The organism is Rivibacter subsaxonicus, assembly GCF_004217215.1.
GTDB lineage: Bacteria > Pseudomonadota > Gammaproteobacteria > Burkholderiales > Burkholderiaceae_C > Rivibacter > Rivibacter subsaxonicus.
This window is the reverse complement of the sequence record NZ_SHKP01000006.1, coordinates 359,615-379,809: the sequence shown is the minus strand read 5'-3', so window position 1 is coordinate 379,809 and position 20,195 is coordinate 359,615. Positions and strand designations below refer to the sequence as shown.

The window sequence follows — 20,195 nt, the reverse complement described above, 5'->3', positions numbered from 1 at the left end:
TTACCTCCGGCAGCAATGCCGTGACGCCCGGCCGCCGGGTGGGCTTTGGCATGCTCTAAGCTCCGGATCGTGGCAAATCTTCCGGTCGACCCCTTTCCCCCCGCGTCCCCGTCGCTGGCATGGCGGGCGACGCTTGCGCGCTGGCGCCAGTTGCTCGGTGGCCGCCGCAGGCAGGCTGCCGCCGACAGCACCGGCCTGGCCAGCACCGTGGTCGACACGGTCCAGATGAGCGAGCAGCCCGATCCGACCGCCGCCGCGCCGCTCGATGGCGCGCCGACGCGCATCGGCCGCTACACGCTGCGCCAGCGCATCGGTGAAGGCGGCCTCGGCACCGTCTACGCGGCCGACGATCCGCTGCTCTCGCGCCGGGTCGCGATCAAGACCGTCAATCTGGCCGCGGCCGGCGACACCCACCCCGGCGGGCGCTCCTACAACGAGCTGTTCCTGCGCGAGGCACGCGCCTCGGCACGCCTCTCGCACCCGAACATCGTCACCGTCTTCGATGCCGGCCTGAGCACCGAGGGCGCCTACATCGCGATGGAACTGATGCCCGGGCGCGACCTGCGCCAGCGCCTGGCCGAGGGCTGGCGGCCGACGATCGGCGAGGCGCTGCTGGTGGCGCGCCGGGTCGCCGACGCGCTGGCCTACGCCCACAGCAAGGGCGTGATCCACCGCGACATCAAGCCGGCCAACATCTTCATGGTCGGCCGCACCCACCCCAAGGTGCTCGATTTCGGCATCGCCCGCGTCACCCGCGTGCGGGTCGAGGGCGACAGCGAGCAGCCGGCCTTCCTCGGCGGCTCGCCGCACTACATGGCGCCCGAGCAGTTGCTGGGCGGCGAGACCGACGCCCGCACCGACGTCTTCGCGCTCGGCGCCGTGCTCTACGAGATGCTGGCCGGGCGCAAGGCCTTCGACGGCCAGACGCTCGAAGAAATCGGCCAGGCCGTGCTCGCCACGCCGCCGCGCCCGGCGCACGAGCTGGCGCCCGGCGTGCCGGCGGCGGTGTCGCAGATCGTCTCGCGCGCTCTGGCGCGCGAGCCCGACGCCCGCCCGCGCTCGGCGCGCGCGCTGGCGCGCGAACTGCGCGACTGGCTGCGCGACCACCCGGAATCGCTCGAAGCCGGCGACGTCGAGGCCCAGCCGCTGGCGCAGGCCGGACGCTGGGTGCTGGCCGGCGTGACCGCGGCCGGTCTGATGGTGGCCGGCTTCGGTGTCTGGCTCGCCAACGAGCGCAACCATGACGACCTGCTGGTGGCGGCAACGGCTCCGGCCATCGACTCGGCGCCGCCAGCAGCCGCGCTCGAGGCCACGGCTCCCGTGCCTGCGATCGCGCCGCAGCCGGCGCCGGTCGCCGCCCCGGTGGCGGTGGCGCCTCCGGTGGTGCGCGAATCGACGCAGCCCGCCCCGCTGCCCGCCACGACAGCCAAGGCCGTCGCTACCACCACGACGGCGACGGCGGCCGCGGCAACCGCGCCGGCCGTGGCCGCCAGCGGCGTGCTGCAGCTGGCCGTCACGCCATGGGCCGAGGTCGAGGTCGACGGCAAGAAACTCGGCGTCACGCCGCCGCTGAACCGGCTCGTGCTCGCCACCGGTCAGCATGAGCTGGTGCTGCGCAACAGCGGACGTCCGCCGCAGCGCATCACGGTCGAGATCGACGCCGAGCAACCGACCACCATCAGACACCGCTTCTGACTATGATTTCGAACGCCGCGCATCGTCAGCCGTCGACTTCTTCTTCATCCTTCGCCTCGTCGTCGCGCCCCTGGCTGGCGCTGCTGGCTACGTGCACCGTGCTGCTTGCGGCCTGCCAAACCGCGCCGCCGCCGGCCCCGGCGCCGATCGCCGTGCCCAGCTGCCCGCCGCCCCCCGCCCCCGCGCCGGCGCCGGCCTGCCCCATGCCGGCGCCGGTGAGCGTGGTCGAACTGAGCTCGCGCCCGGCCGAGAAGGCCTTGCTGGCCGGTCTGCGCGCCTATGAAGACGCGCAATACAAGACCGCCGAGCAACGCCTCACCCTGGCCCTCAAGACCGGCCTCCCGGCGCCGGCCGATGCCGCCGCGGCCCACAAGACCCTGGCCTTCGTTTATTGCAGCAGCCAGCGCATCAAGCCATGCGAAGCGGCGTTCCGCAGCGCGCGCGCGGCCGACCCGTCCTTCGACCTGAGCAAGACCGAAGCCGGGCATCCGCTCTGGGGACCGGTCTGGAAGCGGGTTGCCGCCGAGAAGCCGGCGAGCTGATGAGCGGCGCCCCTGACAGCATCGACTACCGCCACCGCCTGCGCGTCTACTGGGAAGACACCGACGCCGGCGGCGTGGTGTTCTACGCCAACTACCTCAAGTTCTTCGAGCGCGCGCGCACCGAGTGGCTGCGTGCGCTCGGCTTCGAGCAGCAGGCGATGCGCGAGCAGGACGGCGCGATCTTCGTCGTGAGCTCCACCGCGGTGAACTACCTCGCGCCGGCACGGCTCGACGACCAGCTCGAGGTGACGGTGCAATTACGCGAACGCGGCCGTGCCAGCCTGGCGTTCCACCAGCAGGCCTGGCGCCTCGGCGCCGACGGCGCGCCGGCGCTGATGCTGGCCGAGGGCACGATCCGCATCGGTTGCGTCGATGCGGGAACCATCCGGCCGCGGAGGATTCCGACGCCAGTGCTCGATCGGCTCGGCGCCGGATGATGGACGAGCAGGCCTCGTAGCTCCCACCGACAAGCGGCGCCCGAGGCGCCGGCACTCACCATCTGGCAAGCCTGCGGGCTTGCAGAATCAGCTTCCAGCATGAACCAACAAGACCTCTCCATCGTCCAGCTCATCCTCCACGCCAGCTGGGTCGTGCAACTCGTCATCGTGATCCTGGTCGCGATGTCGCTCGCCAGCTGGACCGTGATCTTTGGCAAGCTGGTCGGCCTCAACCGGGTGCGCGCGCTCAACGACGCCTTCGAGAAAGAGTTCTGGGCCGGTGCCAGCCTGCAGGCGCTGTATGACGAGGCCCAGCGCCGCGCCGAGCGTGACGGTCCGCTGTCGCGCATCTTTGCCTCCGGCATGCGCGAGTTCCTGAAGCTGCGCGAGAAGCGCATGGCCGACGCCGGCATGATGCTCGACGGCGCCCGCCGCGCGATGCGCGCAAGCTTCCAGCGCGAGCTCGACGTGGTCGAGTCCAAGCTCTCCTTCCTCGGCTCGGTCGGCTCGGTCTCGCCCTACATCGGCCTGTTCGGCACCGTCTGGGGAATCATGCATGCCTTCACCGGCTTTGCCAGCCTGCAGCAGGTGACTCTGGCGACCGTGGCGCCCGGCATCGCCGAGGCGCTGGTGGCCACCGCGATCGGCCTGTTCGCCGCGATCCCGGCGGTGCTCGCCTACAACCGCTTCGCGCGCCAGATCGACCGCATCGCGATCCAGATGGAGACCTTCATCGAGGAGTTCTCCAACATCCTGCAGCGCAACGCCAGCCACTCGGCCCCGGCAGCGGCGCACTGAAGCAAGGAGCTCGCGATGGCCTCGATCGCCCCGCGCGCCGGCTCGCGCCGACGCGTCATCAACGAGATCAACATGGTCCCGTTCATCGACGTGATGCTGGTGCTGCTGATCATCTTCATGGTCAGCGCGCCGCTGATCACCACCGGCACCATCGACCTGCCCAGCGTCGGCCGCGCCAAGAGCACGCCCGACAAGGTGATCGAGATCTCGGTCGCCGAGGATGGCGCGCTCAAGCTGCGGGTCGATGGCGGCGACCCCAAGCCGGTGCGGCTGGCCGACCTGGCGAGCACCGTGAGCCGGCTGCAGGGTGGCTCGAAGGATGCGCCGGTCGTCATCGCCGCCGACCGCAATGTCAAGTACGACAAGGTCATGCAGGCGATGGACGTGCTGCGCAAGGCCGGCGTGCAGCGCGTGGGGCTGGCCGTCAAGAGCACGGGCTGAGCCTTGGCCCAAGCAGCCTTCCTGCACCTGGCCGGCGCGCATGGCGGTGCCGCGGCCGACGACCTGCGCCCGCGCAGCCCCGACGCCGTCGGCCGCGGCGCGGCGATGGCGCTCGGCGCCCATGCCTTGCTGATCGTGGCGCTGGCCTTCGGCGTGAGCTGGAAGCGCAGCACGCCCGAGGGCATCGAGGCCGAACTGTGGGCCGCGGTGCCGCAGGTGGCCGCGCCGCGCGCGGAACCGCCGCCGCCGGCACCCGAGCCCAGGCCCGAGCCGAAACCGACGCCGCCGGTGGCGGTGAAACCGCCGCCACCGCCCGACACCAGCGAGGCCGACATCGCGCGCGAGAAGCGCAAGAAGCAACTCGAACTCGAGAAGCAGAAGGCGGCCGAGGAAGCCGAGCAGAAGAAGCTGGCCGACAAGAAGGCGGCGGAGAAGAAGGCCGCCGAGGACGAGAAGAAGCGTGAACTGGCCGAGAAGCAGAAGCTGGAGAAGGCTGCGGCCGACAAGCGCCAGGCCGATGCGGCTGAGACAGCGCGGATCGAGAAGCAGCGTCAAGCCAACATCAAGAACATGATGGGCGCCGCCGCCGGCACCGGCGCGCCCGACAGCAGCGGTGCGGCGGCGCAGAGCGCCGGCCCCTCGGCCGGCTACGCCGGACGCATCAAGGCCCGCATCAAGCCCAACGTGGTGTTCAACGCCGACGACGTGGATGGCAACCCGCTGGCCTCGGTCGAGGTGCGCACCGCGCCCGACGGCCGCATCATCGGCCGCAAGCTGCTCAAGAGCAGCGGCTCGGCGGCCTGGGACGAGGCGGTGCTGCGCGCGATCGACAAGACCGAGATGCTGCCGCGCGATACCGACGGCCGCGTGCCCTCGAGCCTGGTGATCGACTTCAAGCCGCGCGACCTCTGAGCCAGGCCCGCAGCCGCGGCCACAGCAGGTGGTCGAGCGACCACTTGCCCGGCCCCCACAGCGCGACCACCGCCAGCAGCGCGCCCCACAGATGATGCTGGCCCAGCGCGGCCGGCGCGATCTCGGCCAGGCTCAGCACCGCGATCGCGTTGACCACCGACAGCCCGAGCGCGCCGAAGCGCCCGGCCAACCCCAGCACCAGCAGCACCGGCAGCACCAGTTCGCCGGCGGTGCCCATGACGGCGGCGACGCCGGTCGGCAGCAAGGGCACGTGGTACTCGTCCTGGAACAGCGCCAGCGTCGTTTCCCAGTCGACGATCTTGGTCAGACCCGAGCGAAAGAAGGCCAGCCCCACGTAGATGCGCGCGGCCAGCAGCGCCGGCGCCTGCAGCCATCCGAGCAGGGCCACGCCCCACTCCCAGAGCCGCAGCAAGGAGCCGGCGACGCCGGGAGTGCCGACATGCAGCGCGGCGGAGGTGGTCGGGATCGGGTTCATCGTGTTGCTCCGCAGAGGGTCGGCGCGGGCAGCTAGCGCACGCGCCACAGATGGCCTTGGGACAGCGCCTGCGCCAGCCACGCGCCCACGTCGAAGTCCGCGCCGGCCGCGGCCAGGGCAGCGTCGAGCGCGAGGCCCTGCTGCAGTGCTGCCAGCCAGCGCCAGGTCGGCGCGTCGAGTTCGACCGGCATCGCACGCCAGCCTTCGCGTGCGATCAGGATGTGCTGTGGCCGCGGTCGCCGGCGGCGCTCGTCGACGGCCAGCCTCACCGCCGCGAGCGCGGCCTCCTGCGCCGCCGCGTCGATGCCGGGCGCATGCGCGGCCTGCAACTCCAGCAGCGGCCATGCGCTCTGCAGCAGTCGCAAAGACGGCGCGAGATCGATGCACAGCGCATCCGGCGCGTGCTCGGCCAGCAGTTGCAGACTCTGCGTCTCGAGCGGCGCATCGGCGGCAGCCTCGGCCTCGGCGATCGCCAGCTCCAGCCTTGCCACGTCGGCCAGCCAGGGCCAGGGCTCGAACTCGGCCTGGCACTCGATCAAGTCCGGCAGTTCGTGCCCCCACTGCGCGAGGTCGCCGCGCCGCGGCGGGTGCGCCCGCCACAGTCCGCGCGCCAGCGCCACCAGGCCCTCGTCGCCGAGCATCTGCTGCAGCAGCGGATGGCGCGCCGCCAGCGCGCGCTCGGCCACCATGCCTGCGTTGGTGCGGTAGACCGCCAGGCCGCGGGCCAGCGCGGCGGCGCCTCCGGCCACCACGAGCGCCGGCTCGGCGCCGAGGATGGCCGCCAGCACCGCCTGCTGACGCCGCGCCTCGCTCATCGCAGCCGTCATGCCGGCACTCCCGTCGCGGTGCCCGCGCGCTGCTGCGCTTCGGCGGCCAGGCGCGCCTCGTCGAGCAGCACCTCGAGCGCCGGTACGTCGGTGTCCCATTCGATCAGCGTCGGCATCTGGGCGCCAAAGCGATCGATCGCATGCGCATAGGCCTGCCAGACCTCGGCGCAGACCCGGCTGCCGTGGTCGTCGATCACGATGTTGCCGCGATCGCAGTGGCCGGCAAGGTGGATCTCGCCGACGACGCCGCTCGCCGGCAGGGCATCGATCCAGGCCCGCACCGCGGCCAGTGGCGCCGGCGCGGTCGCGTCGTCGCGCCGCGCGTTGAGCGCGTTGACGTAGAGATTGTTGACGTCGAGCAGCAGCGCGCAGCCGCTGCGCCGGCTCAGCTCGGCCAGGAAGGCCGGCTCGTCGAAGTCGGCCTCGTCGAAGCCGAGGTAGGCCGAGAGGTTCTCGACCAGGATCGGCCGCCGCAGCCGCTCCTGCACGCGCTGCACGTTGGTGCACAGGATCTCGAGCGCGGTGCGCGTGAAAGGGATCGGCAGCAGGTCGGCCGCGTGGGCGAGTTGCCCGCCGATCGCCGCGCGGGCGAAGCAGGCATGGTCCGAGACCCGTACCGGCTCGATACGCTCGACCAGGCGCGCGAGTCGATCGAGATGCCATTCGTCGATGCCGACCGCCGAACCGAGCCCGAGGCCGACGCCATGCAGGCTGATCGCGTAGTGCCCGCGCATCTGCTCGAGCACCGCGAGCGCGGCGCCGCCATCGGCGAAGAAGTTCTCGCTGTGGACCTCTAGGAAACCGAGCGCCGGTCGGCGCTCGGCAAGCTCGCGGTAATGCGGCTGGCGCAGGCCGATGCCCACCACCGGACATCCGGTACCGGACTCCGGCATTGAACGGTGCTGCGCCATCGCCGCGCTCACTTCTTCATCATCTCGGCCTTCTTCTTGGCCTCATCGGCGCTCATGCCCTTCATGCTGGCGCAGGTGCCCTTGGCGACGTACTTCCAGTCGACCGGGCTCATGTCCTCCTTGGACTGGCCGGCGCAGGAGTGGCTGCCGCTGAGGTTGGCGCAGTCGTTCTGACCGGCCTTGGCGATGCCGTAGCACTTCTCCTTCTCCTGCGCGGCCGCGGGACCGACGGCGCCGAGCGCGAGCAGGGAAGCGAGGGCGGAGGCGGTGATCAGACGCTGGTTCATGTGTTGCTCCTTCGGATTGATGCTCGAATCGGTGAAACGTTGTGATGCCGCTGAACGTTGCGACCTTCGTGGGTCGGTCGCGGCCGCGCATCCTTACACTCCCGCCCGCAAGCCTCAATCACGGATGAACGATCTCCCCAGTCTGCTCGCTGCCTTGCGGCCCCAGTTGCTGCGCTATGCCCGCCTGCAACTGCGCAATGAGGCCTGGGCCGAGGACGCCGTTTCCGAGACCCTGCTGGTGGCGATCGAGAAACCCGATGCCTTTGCCGGCCGGGCCCAGCCCAAGACCTGGCTGATCGGCATCCTCAAGCACAAGCTGGTCGACCAGTTGCGCCGCCACGCGCGCGAATGCTCGCTGACGCGCGAGGACGAGAGCCAGGACGAGGCCTTCGAGGACCTGCTGTTCAAGGGCGACGGCCACTACCGCGAGGCGCCGCAGGACTGGGGCGACCCCGAGGGCACGCTCAACCAGCAGCAGTTCATCGCGGTGCTCGACGCCTGCGTCGAGAAGCTGCCCAACCAGCTCGGCCGGGTCTTCCTGATGCGCGAGTGGCTGGAGCTGGACACCGAAGAGATCTGTAAGGAGCTGCAGATCACCTCGACCAACCTGTGGGTGATGCTGCATCGCGCCCGCCTTCGCTTGCGCGAATGCCTGCAGCTCAACTGGTTCGGTGCGGCCGCCCGCGCCGGCTGAAGCCGATCGACAATCCATCTTCCCGAACGCCGCGATGTACCCGCGCCTGACCTGCAAGCAAGCCTCGAGGCTCATCACCTCGCGGTTCGACCGCACGCTGCCGCTGGGCGCGCGCGTGTCGCTGCGCCTGCACCTGCTGATCTGCAAGGCCTGCCCGACCTTCGAGCGGCAGCTCAAGCTGATGAACGGCGCGATGGGTCGCTGGCGCAGTTACGCCGACGACGGCGAGCAGCCCTAGCCGGCCAGGCTCAGCCGGCGCTGCCGTAGCCGCCGCCGCCGGGCGTCTCGATCACGAACAGGTCGCCGACGGCCATCTCGACGCTGCCGATGTGGTCCAGCGCCTCGACACTGCCATCGACCCGCTCGACCCGGTTGGCACCGACCTCGCCCGGCGCGCCGCCGGCCAGGCCGAAGGCCGGCTCGCGGCGACCGTTGGCGAGGATCGACGCGCTCATCGATTCGAGAAAGCGGATCGCGCGCAGCGCCCCGTCGCCGCCGCGCCAGCGCCCGGCGCCGCCCGAGCCGGGACGGATCGCGAAGCGCTCCAGGCGCACCGGGAAGCGGTGCTCGAGCACCTCGGGGTCGGTCAGGCGCGAATTGGTCATGTGGGTCTGGACCACCGCGGTGCCGTCGAAGCCCCCGACGACGGCACCGCCGTCGTCCGTCCAGACACCGGCGCCGCTGCCACCGGCGATGGTCTCGTAGTACTGGTGGCGCGCGTTGCCGAAGCTGAAGTTGTTCATCGTCGGCTGGCCCGAGGCCATCAGGCCGAGCGCGCCGAACAGCGCGTTCGTGACGCATTGCGAGGTCTCGACATTGCCCGCCACCACCGCCGCAGGCGGCCGCGGGTTGAGCATCGAGCCCGCCGGCACGACAACGGTCAATGGCCGCAGGCAACCGGCGTTGAGCGGGATGTCGTCGTCGACCAGGCAGCGAAAGACGTAGAGCACCGCCGCCATCGTCACCGCCTTCGGCGCATTGAAGTTCGATGCGAGCTGCTCGCTGGTGCCGGAGAAGTCGATCGTCGCGCCGCGGGCGGCGCCATCGACCCGGATCGCGACCTCGATGCGCGCGCCGTTGTCGAGCTTCATCGCGAAGCTGCCGTCGCGCAGCGCACCGATCGCGCGCCGCACGCTCGCCTCGGCGTTGTTCTGCACATGGCCCATGTAGGCACGCACGGTGGCCGCGCCATGACGCTCCACCAGCGCCAGGAGCTCGGAACGGCCCTTCTCGTTGGCGGCGATCTGGGCACGCAGGTCGGCCAGGGTCTGGGCCGGGTTGCGCGCCGGATAGCGCCCGGCGCCGAGCGCGGCCATCAGCTCGACCTCGCGCAGCGCGCCGTCGCGCACCAGCAGGAAGCAGTCGAAGCGCACGCCCTCCTCGTCGATCGTGGTCGAGAACGGCGGCATCGAGCCCGGCGTGAGCCCGCCGACGTCGGCGTGGTGGCCGCGGGATGCCACGTAGAAGGCCGGCCGTTCGTCGTGGAGCCAGACCGGCGTGACGACCGTGATGTCGGGCAGGTGGGTGCCGCCGTGGTAGGGATCGTTGAGCAGGTAGACGTCGCCCTCGCGCATCGACGGCCCGGCGGTGCGGATCACATGCAGGATCGATTCGCCCATCGAGCCCAGGTGCACCGGCATGTGCGGCGCGTTGGCGATCAGCGCACCCTCGGCATCGAACAGCGCGCAAGAAAAGTCGAGCCGCTCCTTGATGTTGACCGAGTGCGCGGTGTTCTGCAGCACCAGCCCCATCTGCTCGGCCAGCGCCATGAACAGATGGTTGAAGAGTTCCAGCCGCACCGGGTCGAGTGCGGTGCCGGCGCCGGAGCGGCCCTCGATCGGCACCACGCGCTGCAGTTCGAGCGCACCGCCGGCGGCGCGCGTCGCGCGCCAGCCGGCGTCGACGCAGACGGTGGTGTTGGGCTCGGCGATGCGGGCCGGGCCGTCGACCGGGGTCATCGGCGACACCGCCTCCGGCGCCGGCGCTGCGCTGGCGCCGCCGCTGCCGATCGCCTGCGCCGCGACCGCCTCGATCAGCAGCGCACGCCCCGGCATCAGGAAGGCATAGCGGCGGCGGTAGGCCGCCTCGAAGGCGGCGCGCGCGCCCTCGGCATTGGCCGCGTCCACGACCAGCGCGGTGTCGGTCCCGGCGTAGCGCAGGTGCAGCCGGCGCCGCAGCTCGATGCGGTCGGCCGCCACGCCCTGCGCGCGCAGTTCCTCGCAGGCCGCCTCGGCCAGCGCATCGAGGCGCCCGGCGGCCACCTGCAGGCCGGCCGCGTCGAGCGCCAGCTCCAGCGAGGCTTCCCGCATCGCCGTCGGCTCGGCCAGGCCCATGCCGTAGGCGCTGAGCAGGCTGGCCAGCGGGTGCAGGTAGATGCGCTCGATGCCGAGCTGGTCGGCCACCGCGCAGGCATGCTGGCCGCCGGCGCCGCCGAAGCAGTGCAACGTGTAGCCGACCAGGTCGTGGCCGCGCGCGATCGAGATCTTCTTGATCGCCTGCGCCATGCTCGCCACCGCGATCGCGATCGCGCCCTCGGCCACGGACTCGGCGCTGGCCGCACCCATCTCGCGCGCCAGGGCCTCGAAGCGCCGCACGACGAGTTCGCGATCGAGCGGCTGGTCGCCGCGTGGCCCGAACAGCGCCGGGAACTCCTCGGCGCGGATGCGGCCGAGCAGCAGGTTGGCGTCGGTCACGGTCAGCGGGCCGCCACGCCGGTAGCAGGCCGGGCCGGGGTCGGCGCCGGCCGACTCGGGGCCGACGCGCAACCGCGCGCCGTCGAAGCGGATGATCGATCCGCCACCGGCGGCCACGGTGTGGATCGCCAGCATCGGCACCCGCAACCGCACGCCGGCCACCGTGGTGTCGAAGTCGCGTTCGGCGTCGAGGATGCCGTCGCCGGCGAAGTGGCTGACGTCGGTGCTGGTGCCGCCCATGTCGAAGCCGATCAGGCGTCGATGGCCGGCCGCCAGCCCGGTGCGCACCATGCCGTTGATGCCTCCCGCCGGGCCCGAGAGCACCGCGTCCTTGCCCTGGAAGCGGGCCGCCTCGACCAGGCCGCCGGAGGACTGCATGAACTCGATGCGCACGCCCGGAAGCGCCTGGGCGAGGCGGTCGACGTAGCGCCGCAGCACCGGCCCGAGATAGGCGTCGGCGACCGTCGTGTCGCCGCGCGCGACGAACTTCATCAGCGGACTCAGCGCGTGCGACACGCTGATCTGCGTGAAGCCGGCCTCACGCGCCAGCGCCGCGGCACGCGCCTCGTGCTGCGTATGGCGCCAGCCGTGCATGAAGCAGATCGCGCAGGCGCGCAGCCCGGCCGCATGGGCCTCGCGCAGTCCGGTGGCCAGTGCCGCCTCGTCGAGCGGGCGGATCACGGCACCGTCGGCGCCGATGCGCTCGTCGGCCTCGAGCACGCGCGCGTAGAGCGGCGGCGGCAGCTCGATGTGGCGCGCAAACAGCTTCGGCCGATGCTGGTAGGCGATGCGCAGCTGGTCACCGAGGCCGCGCGTCGTCACCAGCAGCAGCGGCTCGCCGCGGCGCTCGAGCAGCGCGTTGGTCGCAACGGTGGTGCCCATCTTCACGCACTCGACCTGGCGCGCCGTGACGGCCTCGCCGACGGCCAGCCCGAGCAGCCGGCGGATGCCCTCGACTGCGGCATCGGCGTACTGTTCCGGGTGTTCGCTGAGCAGCTTGAGTGTGTGCAGCCGACCATCGGGCGCGCGGCCGATAACGTCGGTGAAGGTGCCGCCGCGGTCGATCCAGAACTGCCAGCGGGCGGGAGTGTTGGAGTGGCCTGACATGCTGCGCTATCGAGTGGTGGTCGCAGCGTACACGCTCGCGATCGGATGCAAGATGGTGGGCGATCGCGCCCCCGGGCAAAGGACAGCATGAGCACTGAAGCGACACCGACCCGCAGCGGCGGCACGCCAGGACTGCGCCGACTCAGCGAGCTGCCAGGCCCCCGTCGCCTGCCGTTGCTCGGCCAGCTCGGCCAGTTCGACATGGCCCAGGTGCACCGTGCGATGGAGGGCTGGGCCCGGCTGCACGGCCCGCTGTTCCAGGTGCACTTCGGGCCTCAACCGGTGCTCGTCGTCGCCGACCACGAGGCGGTCGCACGCCTGCTGCGCGAGCGCCCCGAGCGCTTCGGCCGCAGTTCGCGGCTGCGCGAGATCACGCTCGAGCTCGGTGGCGTCACCGGGCTCTTCGCGGCCGAGGGCGAGGCCTGGCGTCAGCAGCGCAAGATGGTGATGAGCAGCTTCTCGCCCGGCCAGGTGCGCGCCTATTTCCCGGCGCTGCTGGGCGTGACGCAGCGGCTGCAGTCGCGCTGGGCGCGCGCGGCGCGGGACGGCGCGCGCATCGACCTGCAGGCCGACCTCAAGCGCTTCACGGTCGACGCGATCGCCGGGCTGGCCTTCGGCACCGAGGTCAACACGCTGGAGTCGGATGCCGACCCGATCCAGCGGCACCTCGACCTGGTGCTGGCCGGCATCTTCAAGCGGGTGATGTCGCCGCTGCCCTACTGGCGCTGGGTCCGGCGCGCGGCCGACCGCGAGCTCGAGCAGAGCATGGCGGCGGTGCAGGAGGCGATCGGCGGCTTCGTCGCCCAGGGTCGCGCCCGGCTGGCGGCCGACCCGGCACGACGCGCGCAGCCGCCCAACCTGCTCGAGGCGATGCTGGTCGCGGCCGAGCGCGGCGACGCCGGCGTCAGCGAGCGCGACGTGGCCGGCAATGTCTCGACGATGCTCTTCGCCGGCGAGGACACCACCGCCAACACGCTGGCCTGGACCATCCACCTGCTGCACCGCCATCCGCCGGCACTGGCGCGAGCCTCCGCCGAGGTGCGCGCGCTGGCACCGCAGACGGCCGCCTTCACGCCCGAGGCGATGGCCGCACTGGAGTACCTCGAGGCCTGCGCGCTGGAGGCGATGCGGCTCAAGCCGGTGGCGCCCTTCCTCGGGCTCGAGGCGCTGCACGACACCGAGGTCGAGGGCGTCGCGGTGCCGGCCGGCGGCGTGATCTGGTGCGTGCTGCGCCACGACAGCGTCGACGAGCGCCACTTCCCGAACCCCGACGCCTTCGAGCCCGGGCGCTGGCTGGCAGCCGATGCGGCTGCGGCCTCGGGCAAGCGGGTCGCGATGCCCTTCGGCAGCGGCCCGCGCATCTGCCCGGGGCGCTACTTGGCGCTGCTCGAGATCAAGCTGGCGCTGGCGGTGCTGCTCGCCAACTTCGAGATCGAGGGCGTCGACACGCCCGACGGCCGCGAGGCGGCCGAGACGATGCACTTCACGATGAACCCTGTCGGTCTGTCGATGCGCTTGCGCGAGCGAGGTTGAGATCACTCGGGCAGGCTCGCACCCGAACCCGCAAGAACGCCGGGGGCGGCTGTCGGCGCATTGCTGACGTTTGTTGGTTCGCTCCGCCATCTGAGCGAGCAACGCCCCGGGCGGTCAGCCGGCTGCGCTTCGCTGCGGCGGCCTTCGCTTCGCTCAGGCTCCCCTGCGATGCTCGGGCGCATGGCCACGTCGCGGAACTCACTTCGCTCACTGCGTTCGCTGCGTTCAGACAGTCGCGACGAGCCAGTTCACGATTCGCGCTGCGCGCGTGGCCACGCGCCCTGTGCTTCTCGGCGCCGCAGAGGCGCTGCATCGACTGCCCGCCCAGGGCGTTGCCAACGACGCTGGAGCGGCTCGAAGAATTGCAACGCGCGCCACCGCTGCCTGTTGCCAAGCCGCGGCCGGGTGGCGGGCGCAGCGCCTCTGCGGCGGCGAGGAACGCAGGGACCGGGGCCGAGCGCGAAGCGCGGTGCGTGTTCTGACTCGTCGCCGTTGTCTGAGCGTAGAGAGCGCAGCGAACGAAGCGAGTTCGGCGACGCGGCCACGGTCCCGAGTACCGCAGCGCAGTCCGACCACAGGGAGGACCGCCGCAGCGAAGCGGAGCCCGCCGCCCGGGCGTGGCTTGGCGAAGCGATCGAGCATGGCAAAAGAGACTGACCTCAATGCGCCGCAAGCAGTCAGCGAGGCTTGTGCGTCGTTCGCAGGCTCGCCTCAGGCCGATACCAGGAAGTCGCGGCTGATGCCGCGCCCGAGGTCGTTGACGCGATCGAGGAATTGCGTGAGGAAGGCGTGCAGGCCGGTGGCGAGGATCTCGTCGATGCGGCCGTACTGCAGGTCGGCGCGCAGCCGGCCGGCGCGGCGCAGGGTCTCGACGCTCTGCTCGTTGCCGACCACGCGCAGGTTGGCCAGCAGCTCGTTGACGCAGGCCGCCAGGGAGCGCGGCATGTCGGGGCGCAGGATCAGCAACTCGGCCACCTTCTCGGGCCGGATCACGTTGCGGTAGACCTTGCGGTAGACCTCGAAGCCCGAGACCGAGCGCAGCACCGCGCTCCAGTGATAGAAGTCGACCTCGAGTTGGTCGCGCTGCTGGCCGGCGCCGAAGAACTCGCTGTCCTGCGCGTGGTACTTGACGTCGAGCAGGCGCGCGGTGTTGTCGGCACGCTCGAGGAAGGTGCCGATGCGCAGGAAGTGGAAGGCCTCGTCCTGCAGCATCGTGCCGAGCGTGACGCCGCGCGACAGGTGCGAACGGTGCTTGACCCACTCGAAGAACTCGCCGGCATCGCGCTCGAAGGCGCCGGCCGCGTGCAGGCGGCGGAACTCGAGCCAGGTGGTGTTGGCGGTTTCCCAGACCTCGGTGGTCAGTGCACCGCGTACCGCGCGCGCGTTCTCGCGCGCCGCGCGCAGGCAGGACACGATCGACGAGGGATTGCTCTCGTCGCTGACCATGAAGTCCATCACCGCGCGCTGCGTGACCTTGTGGTGGCTGCGCAGGAAGTCCGGCATCAGCTCGCTGATGCTCAGCAGGCCGCGCCAGCCCTGCTCGGCCACCGCGCTCGACTGCGGCAGCAACGCCATCTGGTAGTTCACGTCGAGCATGCGGGCGGTGTTCTCGGCGCGCTCGGTGTAGCGCGCCATCCAGAACAGATGGTCCGCGGTTCGGGACAACATGCCGTGCGCTACGTTCATCAGGCCTCCAGCACCCAGGTGTCCTTGGTACCTCCGCCCTGGGAAGAATTGACCACCAGCGAGCCCTCCTTGAGCGCCACGCGGGTGAGGCCGCCGGGCACCATCTGCACCGTCTTGCCCGAGAGCACGAAGGGCCGCAGGTCGATGTGGCGCGGCGCGATGCCGGCCTCGACGTAGGTCGGGCAGGTCGACAGGCTCAGCGTCGGCTGCGCGATGTAGTTGCTCGGGTTGGCCAGCAGCCGCGCGCGGAAGGCCTCGATCTCGGCCTTGCTCGCCGCCGGACCGACCAGCATGCCGTAGCCGCCGGCACCGTGCACCTCCTTGACCACCAGTTCGTCCAGGTGGGCCAGCACGTGGGCCAGGTCGGCCGGCTCGCGGCACAGCCAGGTCGGCACGTTCTGCAGGATCGGCCGTTCGCCGAGGTAGAACTCGATCATCTTCGGCACGTAGGCGTAGATCGACTTGTCGTCGGCCACGCCGGTGCCGACCGCGTTGCTCAGCGTGACGTTGCCGGCGCGGTAGACGTCGAGCAGGCCGGCGCAGCCGAGCGTGCTGTCCTTGCGGAAAACGGTGGGATCGAGGAAGTCGTCGTCGACCCGGCGATAGATCACGTCGACGCGCTTAGGGCCCTGCGTCGTGCGCATGTAGACGAAGGCGTCCTTGACGAAGAGATCCTGGCCCTCGACCAGCTCGACCCCCATCTGCTGGGCGAGGAAGGCGTGCTCGAAGTAGGCGCTGTTGTACATGCCGGGCGTGAGCACCACGACGGTCGGCTCGTTGACGCCGAGCGGCGCCACCGCGCGCAGCGTGTCGAGCAGCAGGTCGGGATAGTGCGCGACCGGAGCCACGCGGTGGCCGGCGAACAGCTCCGGGAACAGCCGCATCATCATCTTGCGGTTCTCGAGCATGTAGCTCACGCCGCTCGGCACCCGCAGGTTGTCCTCGAGCACGTAGTAGGTGCCGCTGCCGTCGGCATTGGCGGCGCGCACGATGTCGATGCCGGCGATGTGCGAGTAGACGTCGCCCGGCACGCCGATGTTCATCACCTCGCGCCGGAACTGGGCGTTCTCGAGCACCTGCTCGGGCGGGATGACGCCGGCGCGCAGGATCGCCTGGTCGTGATAGACGTCGTGGATGAAGCGGTTGAGCGCGGTCACGCGCTGGCGCAGGCCACGCTCCATCTCGCGCCACTCGTGGGCCGGGATGATGCGCGGGATCAGGTCGAAGGGGATCAGCCGCTCGGTGCCGCCGTTGTCGGTGTCGGACGCCTCGTCCTTGGCACCGTAGACCGCGAAGGTGATGCCGACCCGCCGGAAGATCAGCTCGGCCTCGTCGCGCCGGCTGCGCATGGCCTCGCTCGGCTGGCGGCCGAGCCACTGGGCATAGCCGGCATAGTGCTCGCGGACCGCGTCGGTGCCGGTGCCGGTGCCGGGATGCATCTCGTCGAAGGGTGGTCTGGAGCTCATGGTGCGTGCCAGGGACGAGTTAGCAGGGATTGTGCCAATCAGGGCTCGAGTTTCGCGGCCGCGGCCTGCAAGCGCCGAGTCTGCACCCGCACGCTCGGCGTGTGGGCGCCGCCGCCACGAATCACACCGCGCAGCGGCGCCACGTCGCCATAGTCGCGGCCATGGGCCAGGCGCACATGTTCGCCGGCGGCGATGCAGTCGTTGGTCGGATCGAGCTCGAGCCAACTCGTGCCACCGTCGGGCTGCGGCAGCGCCAGCGCCAGCCAGGCGTGCGAGGCACCGGCGCCGACCAGCGCGCCGTGCATGCCGCCGGCGCTGCGTGCGCTGGCCAGGTAGCCGCTCACGTAGCGCGTCGCCAGCCCGAGCGAGCGCAGCATCGCGATCATCAGGTGGGCGAAGTCCTGGCACACGCCCTCGCGCCGGGCAAAGACCTCGAGCACCGGCGTGGCCACCGTCGTCGAAGCGGGCCGGTAGCGCCAGTCGGCGTGCAGGCGGTGCATCAGCTCGAGCGCCGCCTCCACCAGCGGTCGGCCGGGCCAGAACGAGCGCAGCGCATAGGCCTGCAACGCCGGATCGCCCAGCACCGGGGCCGGCAGCAGCGGCGAGGCAAAGCAGAACTCCTGCGCAGGATCGTAGGCGGCGCCGGCGCGGTAGTGGCCGATCGCGGCAGCCGCCTCCCATCCCAGCACCGGCAGCGGCGCCTGCGGCTGCGTGCACAGCTCGATGCGACTGCGCGCCTGCACCAGCAACTCGGTGTGCGGTGCCGCCACCTGGAACCAGCAGCGCCGGTTGCCGAAGCTGTCGTTCCCGCTCTGGCGGTAGGCCGGCGTCGGCCGGATCTGCATCTCGAAGCCGAGCAGTCGCTGCAGGCCCGGAACCTCGCACGGCTGCAGCATCGCCAGATGCTGCGCCAGCTCGACCGCGCTTTCGTAGCGGTAGACCGTCTCGTGCTCGACCTCGATCAGCGCGACCGGGGCGGCCGGCAGCGCGACGGCCGCACTGCGGGCCTGGTAGCCGGTCGCTTCAGCCGAAGACATGCTGCAGTTCCGAGGCAGCGTGGGCAAAGTAGCGCCGGCCCACTTCGTCCGAGAGCCGTTCGCCGGCCGCCGCCAGGCGATCGGCCAGCGCCACCACCTGCTCGTCGCTGACGTGGAAGCCACCGTCGGCGTCGAAGCGGCCGAGCTGCTCGAGCGTGCGGCCGCTGCCCTGCGCCGGCAACAGCGCCAGCAGCGCATCGGTCGGCCCGGCCACGGCCGGCAGCTTGGCCAACTCGGTGCGCAGGCGGCGCAGCACGCAAGCCAGCGCGCGCGGGTTGCTCTCGTCGTCGACCAGCAGTTCGAGCAGCGCCAGCCGCTCTTCTCGGCCCGGATAGCGGGCGCGGTAGGTGATGCTGCTGTCGAACAGCGCCACCAGCAGATCGAAGCCACTGCGGTGGCCGACGGCGGCCTCGCCGCGTGCGGCAGGAGCAGCAAAGAAGGCGCGCAGCGCCAGCGCCTGGCCGACCAGGCGCTCGATGAGGCGGCCGACGGTGAGCAGGCGCCAGCCGTCGTCGCGCGTCATGCGGTCGGTCTGGGCGCCGGTCAGCGCGGCCAGTTGCAGCGCCAAGTGGTCGAGCGCCTCGCCCAGGACGGGATTGGCGAAACCGGTCCCCGGCCCCTCGCCCAGCCGCGCCATCGAGGCCATGAAGTCCTGGCCCATCGCGCGCACCAGCCGTCCATGCTCGGCCGACATGCGCTCGCGCACCGCGTCGGCCGCGCGCGCCAGCGCCGCCAGGTTCCAGGCCACGCTGGTGCCGTGCTGCGCATCGCGCATCTGGGCCAGCGCGGCGCGTTCGAAGACCCGCGGCGACAAGGCCACCGAGGGCACGCCGGGCGGCGCCAGGCCAACGTCCTCGGCCAGGGCGCTGAGCGCATCGAGCACGCCGGCCGGCACCTCCTCGTCTTCCTCGAGCAGGTCCGCGATCGACAGGGCCAGCCGCACCAGTTGCTCGGTGCGCTCGGTGTAGCGGCCGGCCCAGAACAGGTTCTCGCCGGTGCGGCTCGCCACCGGCGAGCGGAAGGCGGCCAGCGAGGCCGGCCGCAGCTTCTCGGGCAGCATCGACCAGGTGTCGACCTCGCCCTCGCTCAGCACCCAGGTGTCGAGGCTGGCGCCGCCGCGCTGCATCGAGACGAAGTGTGCGTCGCGCGTGGCCACGCGCGTCAGCCCGCCGGGCAGCACGCGCCAGCCGCCGCGACCGTCGGCGATCGCGTAGACGCGCAGCACCGCGCTGTGCGGCTGCAGCCGGCCGTGCTCCAGCACCGGGGTCTGCGAAAAAGGCAGGAAGCGCTGCAGCGCGTAGGCCTGCGGCCGCGCCTCGACCCGATCGCGCAGGCGGGCTCGCGCCACGCCGCCGAGCGTGGCCACGATCACCGCCTCGTCGGGGCCGCCCGGATCGGCGCCGCCGTGGGTCGGGCGCAGCACGCTGTCGTCGAAGCCGGCCTGCGCCTCGTGCCAGGCGGCCGCCTCGCCGCACCACCAAGTCGGCAGCGAGCCCAGCCGGAGCTCCTCGCCGAACAGCGCCTGCGCGATCGCCGGCATGAAACCGTGCAGCGCTGGCGACTCGAGGAAGCCCGCGCCGAGCGCGTTGGCGATCACCACCTGCTGCGCCCGGATCACCTGCAGCAGGCCGGGCACGCCGAGCGTCGATTCGGCCAGCAGCTCGAGCGGATCGCACCAGGCATCGTCGAGCCGGCGCAGCAGCCCGTGCACCGGCTGCAGGCCCTGCACGGTCTTGAGGTAGAGCCGATCGCCGCGCACGGTGAGGTCGCTGCCCTCGACCAGCGGCAGCCCGAGGTAGCGCGCCAGGAAGGTGTGCTCGAAATAGGTCTCGTTGAACGGGCCGGGGGTCAGCAGCACCAGGCGCGGCGCCGGGTCGCCGGCAGCCTCGGCGATCGGCGCGGCCTGCGCCATCAGGGTGTCGATCAGCTGCCGGTAGGCCAGCGCCAGGTGCTGGACCCGCAGTTCACGGAAGGGCTCGGGGAACAGCTTCGAGACAATGAGCCGGTTCTCGAGCACGTAGCCCAGGCCCGAGGGCGCCTGCAGCCGCTGCGACAGCACGCTCCAGCGGCCGTCGGCGCCGCGGCCGAGGTCGAAGCCGACCACGTGCAGCCGGGTGCCGGCGGCCGGCGTGGCGCCGTGCAGCGTGTGCAGGTAGCCGGGGTGGCCATGCACCAGCGCCGCCGGCAGCAGACCGTCGCGCAGCAGGCGCTGCGGGCCGTAGCAATCGGCCAGCATCGCCTGCAGCAGCGATGCGCGCTGGATGGTCCCGGCCTCGATCGCGGCCCAGTCGCGGGCCTCGATCAGGAAGGGCAGCGCATGCAACGGCCACGGACGATCGGCACCCGCGGCCACGCCGGCGACGCCGGCCTGCTCGGCATAGACGTTATGGGTGATGCCGTTGAGCGCGACCTGCTGCTCGATCTGCTGCGCGCGCGTGGCCGCGTCGGCCAGGCCGCGCGGGCCGAGCAGCCCGAAGAAGCGCGCCCAGCCGGGGCGCAGCGCGGCGCCGTCGCGCAACTCGTCGAGATGGCCCTCGGCGGCCGCCGCGGACGCCGCATAGGCGAGCCGGCGACCGAGCTGCGCCGGGTCGGCGTCGGTGTCCAGTTCGAGTTGCGACTGCTTCGGCTTCAAG

General features: G+C 71.6%; 19 protein-coding genes. 9 read left to right on the top strand and 10 right to left on the bottom strand.

Features of this window, described 5'->3' with window-relative positions:
* Nucleotides 1-69: 69 nt before the first annotated feature.
* The gene (locus tag EV670_RS11700) at nt 70-1,695 is read left to right on the top strand and encodes a serine/threonine-protein kinase (RefSeq protein ID WP_242616931.1); all 1,626 of its coding nucleotides are present in this window, start codon (nt 70-72) and stop codon (nt 1,693-1,695) included.
* Between the two features lie 25 nt (nt 1,696-1,720).
* Here the strand turns inward: EV670_RS11700 and EV670_RS18860 are convergent, their stop codons facing one another.
* A complete protein-coding gene (locus EV670_RS18860) occupies nt 1,721-1,900 on the bottom strand; it encodes a hypothetical protein (RefSeq protein ID WP_130432235.1) in 180 nt (59 codons plus the stop codon).
* Here EV670_RS18860 and EV670_RS18855 point away from each other — a divergent pair.
* From EV670_RS18855 to tolA, 5 genes are all read left to right on the top strand, one after another.
* The gene (locus EV670_RS18855) at nt 1,899-2,237 is read left to right on the top strand and encodes a TssQ family T6SS-associated lipoprotein (RefSeq protein WP_130432233.1); all 339 of its coding nucleotides are present in this window, start codon (nt 1,899-1,901) and stop codon (nt 2,235-2,237) included. The two genes, EV670_RS18860 and EV670_RS18855, sit on opposite strands and share 2 nt — an antisense overlap.
* Nucleotides 2,237-2,674, top strand: coding sequence for a tol-pal system-associated acyl-CoA thioesterase (ybgC, locus tag EV670_RS11685; protein ID WP_130432231.1), 438 nt, complete (start codon nt 2,237-2,239; stop codon nt 2,672-2,674). The genes EV670_RS18855 and ybgC overlap by 1 nt, the downstream gene beginning before the upstream one ends.
* Nucleotides 2,675-2,773: 99 nt before the next feature.
* A complete protein-coding gene (gene tolQ / locus EV670_RS11680) occupies nt 2,774-3,472 on the top strand; it encodes a protein TolQ (RefSeq protein ID WP_130432229.1) in 699 nt (232 codons plus the stop codon).
* Nucleotides 3,473-3,487: 15 nt separating this feature from the next.
* On the top strand, nt 3,488-3,913 hold the full coding sequence (gene tolR, locus EV670_RS11675) for a protein TolR (RefSeq protein ID WP_130432227.1): 426 nt from the start codon (nt 3,488-3,490) through the stop codon (nt 3,911-3,913).
* Nucleotides 3,914-3,916: 3 nt separating this feature from the next.
* Nucleotides 3,917-4,825 carry a cell envelope integrity protein TolA gene (gene tolA / locus EV670_RS11670; RefSeq protein ID WP_242616930.1) on the top strand — a complete coding sequence of 303 codons (909 nt, stop codon included), beginning with the start codon at nt 3,917-3,919 and terminating at the stop codon, nt 4,823-4,825.
* Here the strand turns inward: tolA and EV670_RS11665 are convergent.
* Genes EV670_RS11665 through EV670_RS11650 form a run of 4 tightly spaced genes read right to left on the bottom strand, consistent with a single transcriptional unit; the run spans nt 4,806 to nt 7,346 of the window.
* Nucleotides 4,806-5,321 (bottom strand): DoxX family protein, encoded by a 516-nt coding sequence (locus EV670_RS11665; protein WP_130432225.1) that lies wholly within the window; start codon nt 5,319-5,321, stop codon nt 4,806-4,808. The two genes, tolA and EV670_RS11665, sit on opposite strands and share 20 nt — an antisense overlap.
* Nucleotides 5,322-5,353: 32 nt before the next feature.
* On the bottom strand, nt 5,354-6,148 hold the full coding sequence (locus EV670_RS11660) for an HvfC/BufC N-terminal domain-containing protein (protein WP_165393302.1): 795 nt from the start codon (nt 6,146-6,148) through the stop codon (nt 5,354-5,356).
* Complete coding sequence (bufB, locus tag EV670_RS11655; RefSeq protein WP_423213583.1) at nt 6,145-7,059, bottom strand: MNIO family bufferin maturase; 915 nt, start codon at nt 7,057-7,059, stop codon at nt 6,145-6,147. The genes EV670_RS11660 and bufB overlap by 4 nt, the downstream gene beginning before the upstream one ends.
* Before the next feature lie 8 nt (nt 7,060-7,067).
* Complete coding sequence (locus EV670_RS11650) at nt 7,068-7,346, bottom strand: BufA1 family periplasmic bufferin-type metallophore (protein ID WP_130432221.1); 279 nt, start codon at nt 7,344-7,346, stop codon at nt 7,068-7,070.
* 124 nt (nt 7,347-7,470) lie between these two features.
* On the opposite strand from EV670_RS11650, the gene EV670_RS11645 reads away from it, so the two are divergent.
* Nucleotides 7,471-8,040 (top strand): sigma-70 family RNA polymerase sigma factor, encoded by a 570-nt coding sequence (locus EV670_RS11645; RefSeq protein WP_130432219.1) that lies wholly within the window; start codon nt 7,471-7,473, stop codon nt 8,038-8,040.
* A 34-nt stretch (nt 8,041-8,074) separates the two neighbouring features.
* Complete coding sequence (locus tag EV670_RS11640; protein ID WP_130432217.1) at nt 8,075-8,278, top strand: zf-HC2 domain-containing protein; 204 nt, start codon at nt 8,075-8,077, stop codon at nt 8,276-8,278.
* 10 nt (nt 8,279-8,288) lie between these two features.
* Here the strand turns inward: EV670_RS11640 and EV670_RS11635 are convergent, their stop codons facing one another.
* On the bottom strand, nt 8,289-11,840 hold the full coding sequence (locus tag EV670_RS11635; RefSeq protein ID WP_130432215.1) for a hydantoinase B/oxoprolinase family protein: 3,552 nt from the start codon (nt 11,838-11,840) through the stop codon (nt 8,289-8,291).
* An 87-nt stretch (nt 11,841-11,927) separates the two neighbouring features.
* Between EV670_RS11635 and EV670_RS11630 the strand changes: the two genes are divergently transcribed.
* Complete coding sequence (locus EV670_RS11630; protein ID WP_130432213.1) at nt 11,928-13,373, top strand: cytochrome P450; 1,446 nt, start codon at nt 11,928-11,930, stop codon at nt 13,371-13,373.
* 711 nt (nt 13,374-14,084) lie between these two features.
* On the opposite strand, the gene EV670_RS11625 is transcribed toward EV670_RS11630, so the two are convergent.
* From EV670_RS11625 to EV670_RS11610, 4 genes are read right to left on the bottom strand one after another with little or no spacing between them, the layout of a single operon-like run.
* Entirely contained in the window at nt 14,085-15,041 is a 957-nt protein-coding gene (locus EV670_RS11625) for an alpha-E domain-containing protein (RefSeq protein ID WP_130432823.1), read from the bottom strand.
* A gap of 17 nt (nt 15,042-15,058) precedes the next feature.
* Entirely contained in the window at nt 15,059-16,525 is a 1,467-nt protein-coding gene (locus tag EV670_RS11620; RefSeq protein ID WP_130432211.1) for a circularly permuted type 2 ATP-grasp protein, read from the bottom strand.
* 38 nt (nt 16,526-16,563) lie between these two features.
* Nucleotides 16,564-17,562: a transglutaminase family protein gene (locus EV670_RS11615; RefSeq protein ID WP_130432209.1), complete on the bottom strand. Its 999-nt coding sequence runs from the start codon at nt 17,560-17,562 to the stop codon at nt 16,564-16,566.
* The gene (locus EV670_RS11610) at nt 17,549-20,194 is read right to left on the bottom strand and encodes a circularly permuted type 2 ATP-grasp protein (protein ID WP_242616929.1); all 2,646 of its coding nucleotides are present in this window, start codon (nt 20,192-20,194) and stop codon (nt 17,549-17,551) included. Before EV670_RS11610 ends, EV670_RS11615 begins: the two co-directional genes overlap by 14 nt.
* Nucleotide 20,195: the final 1 nt, after the last annotated feature.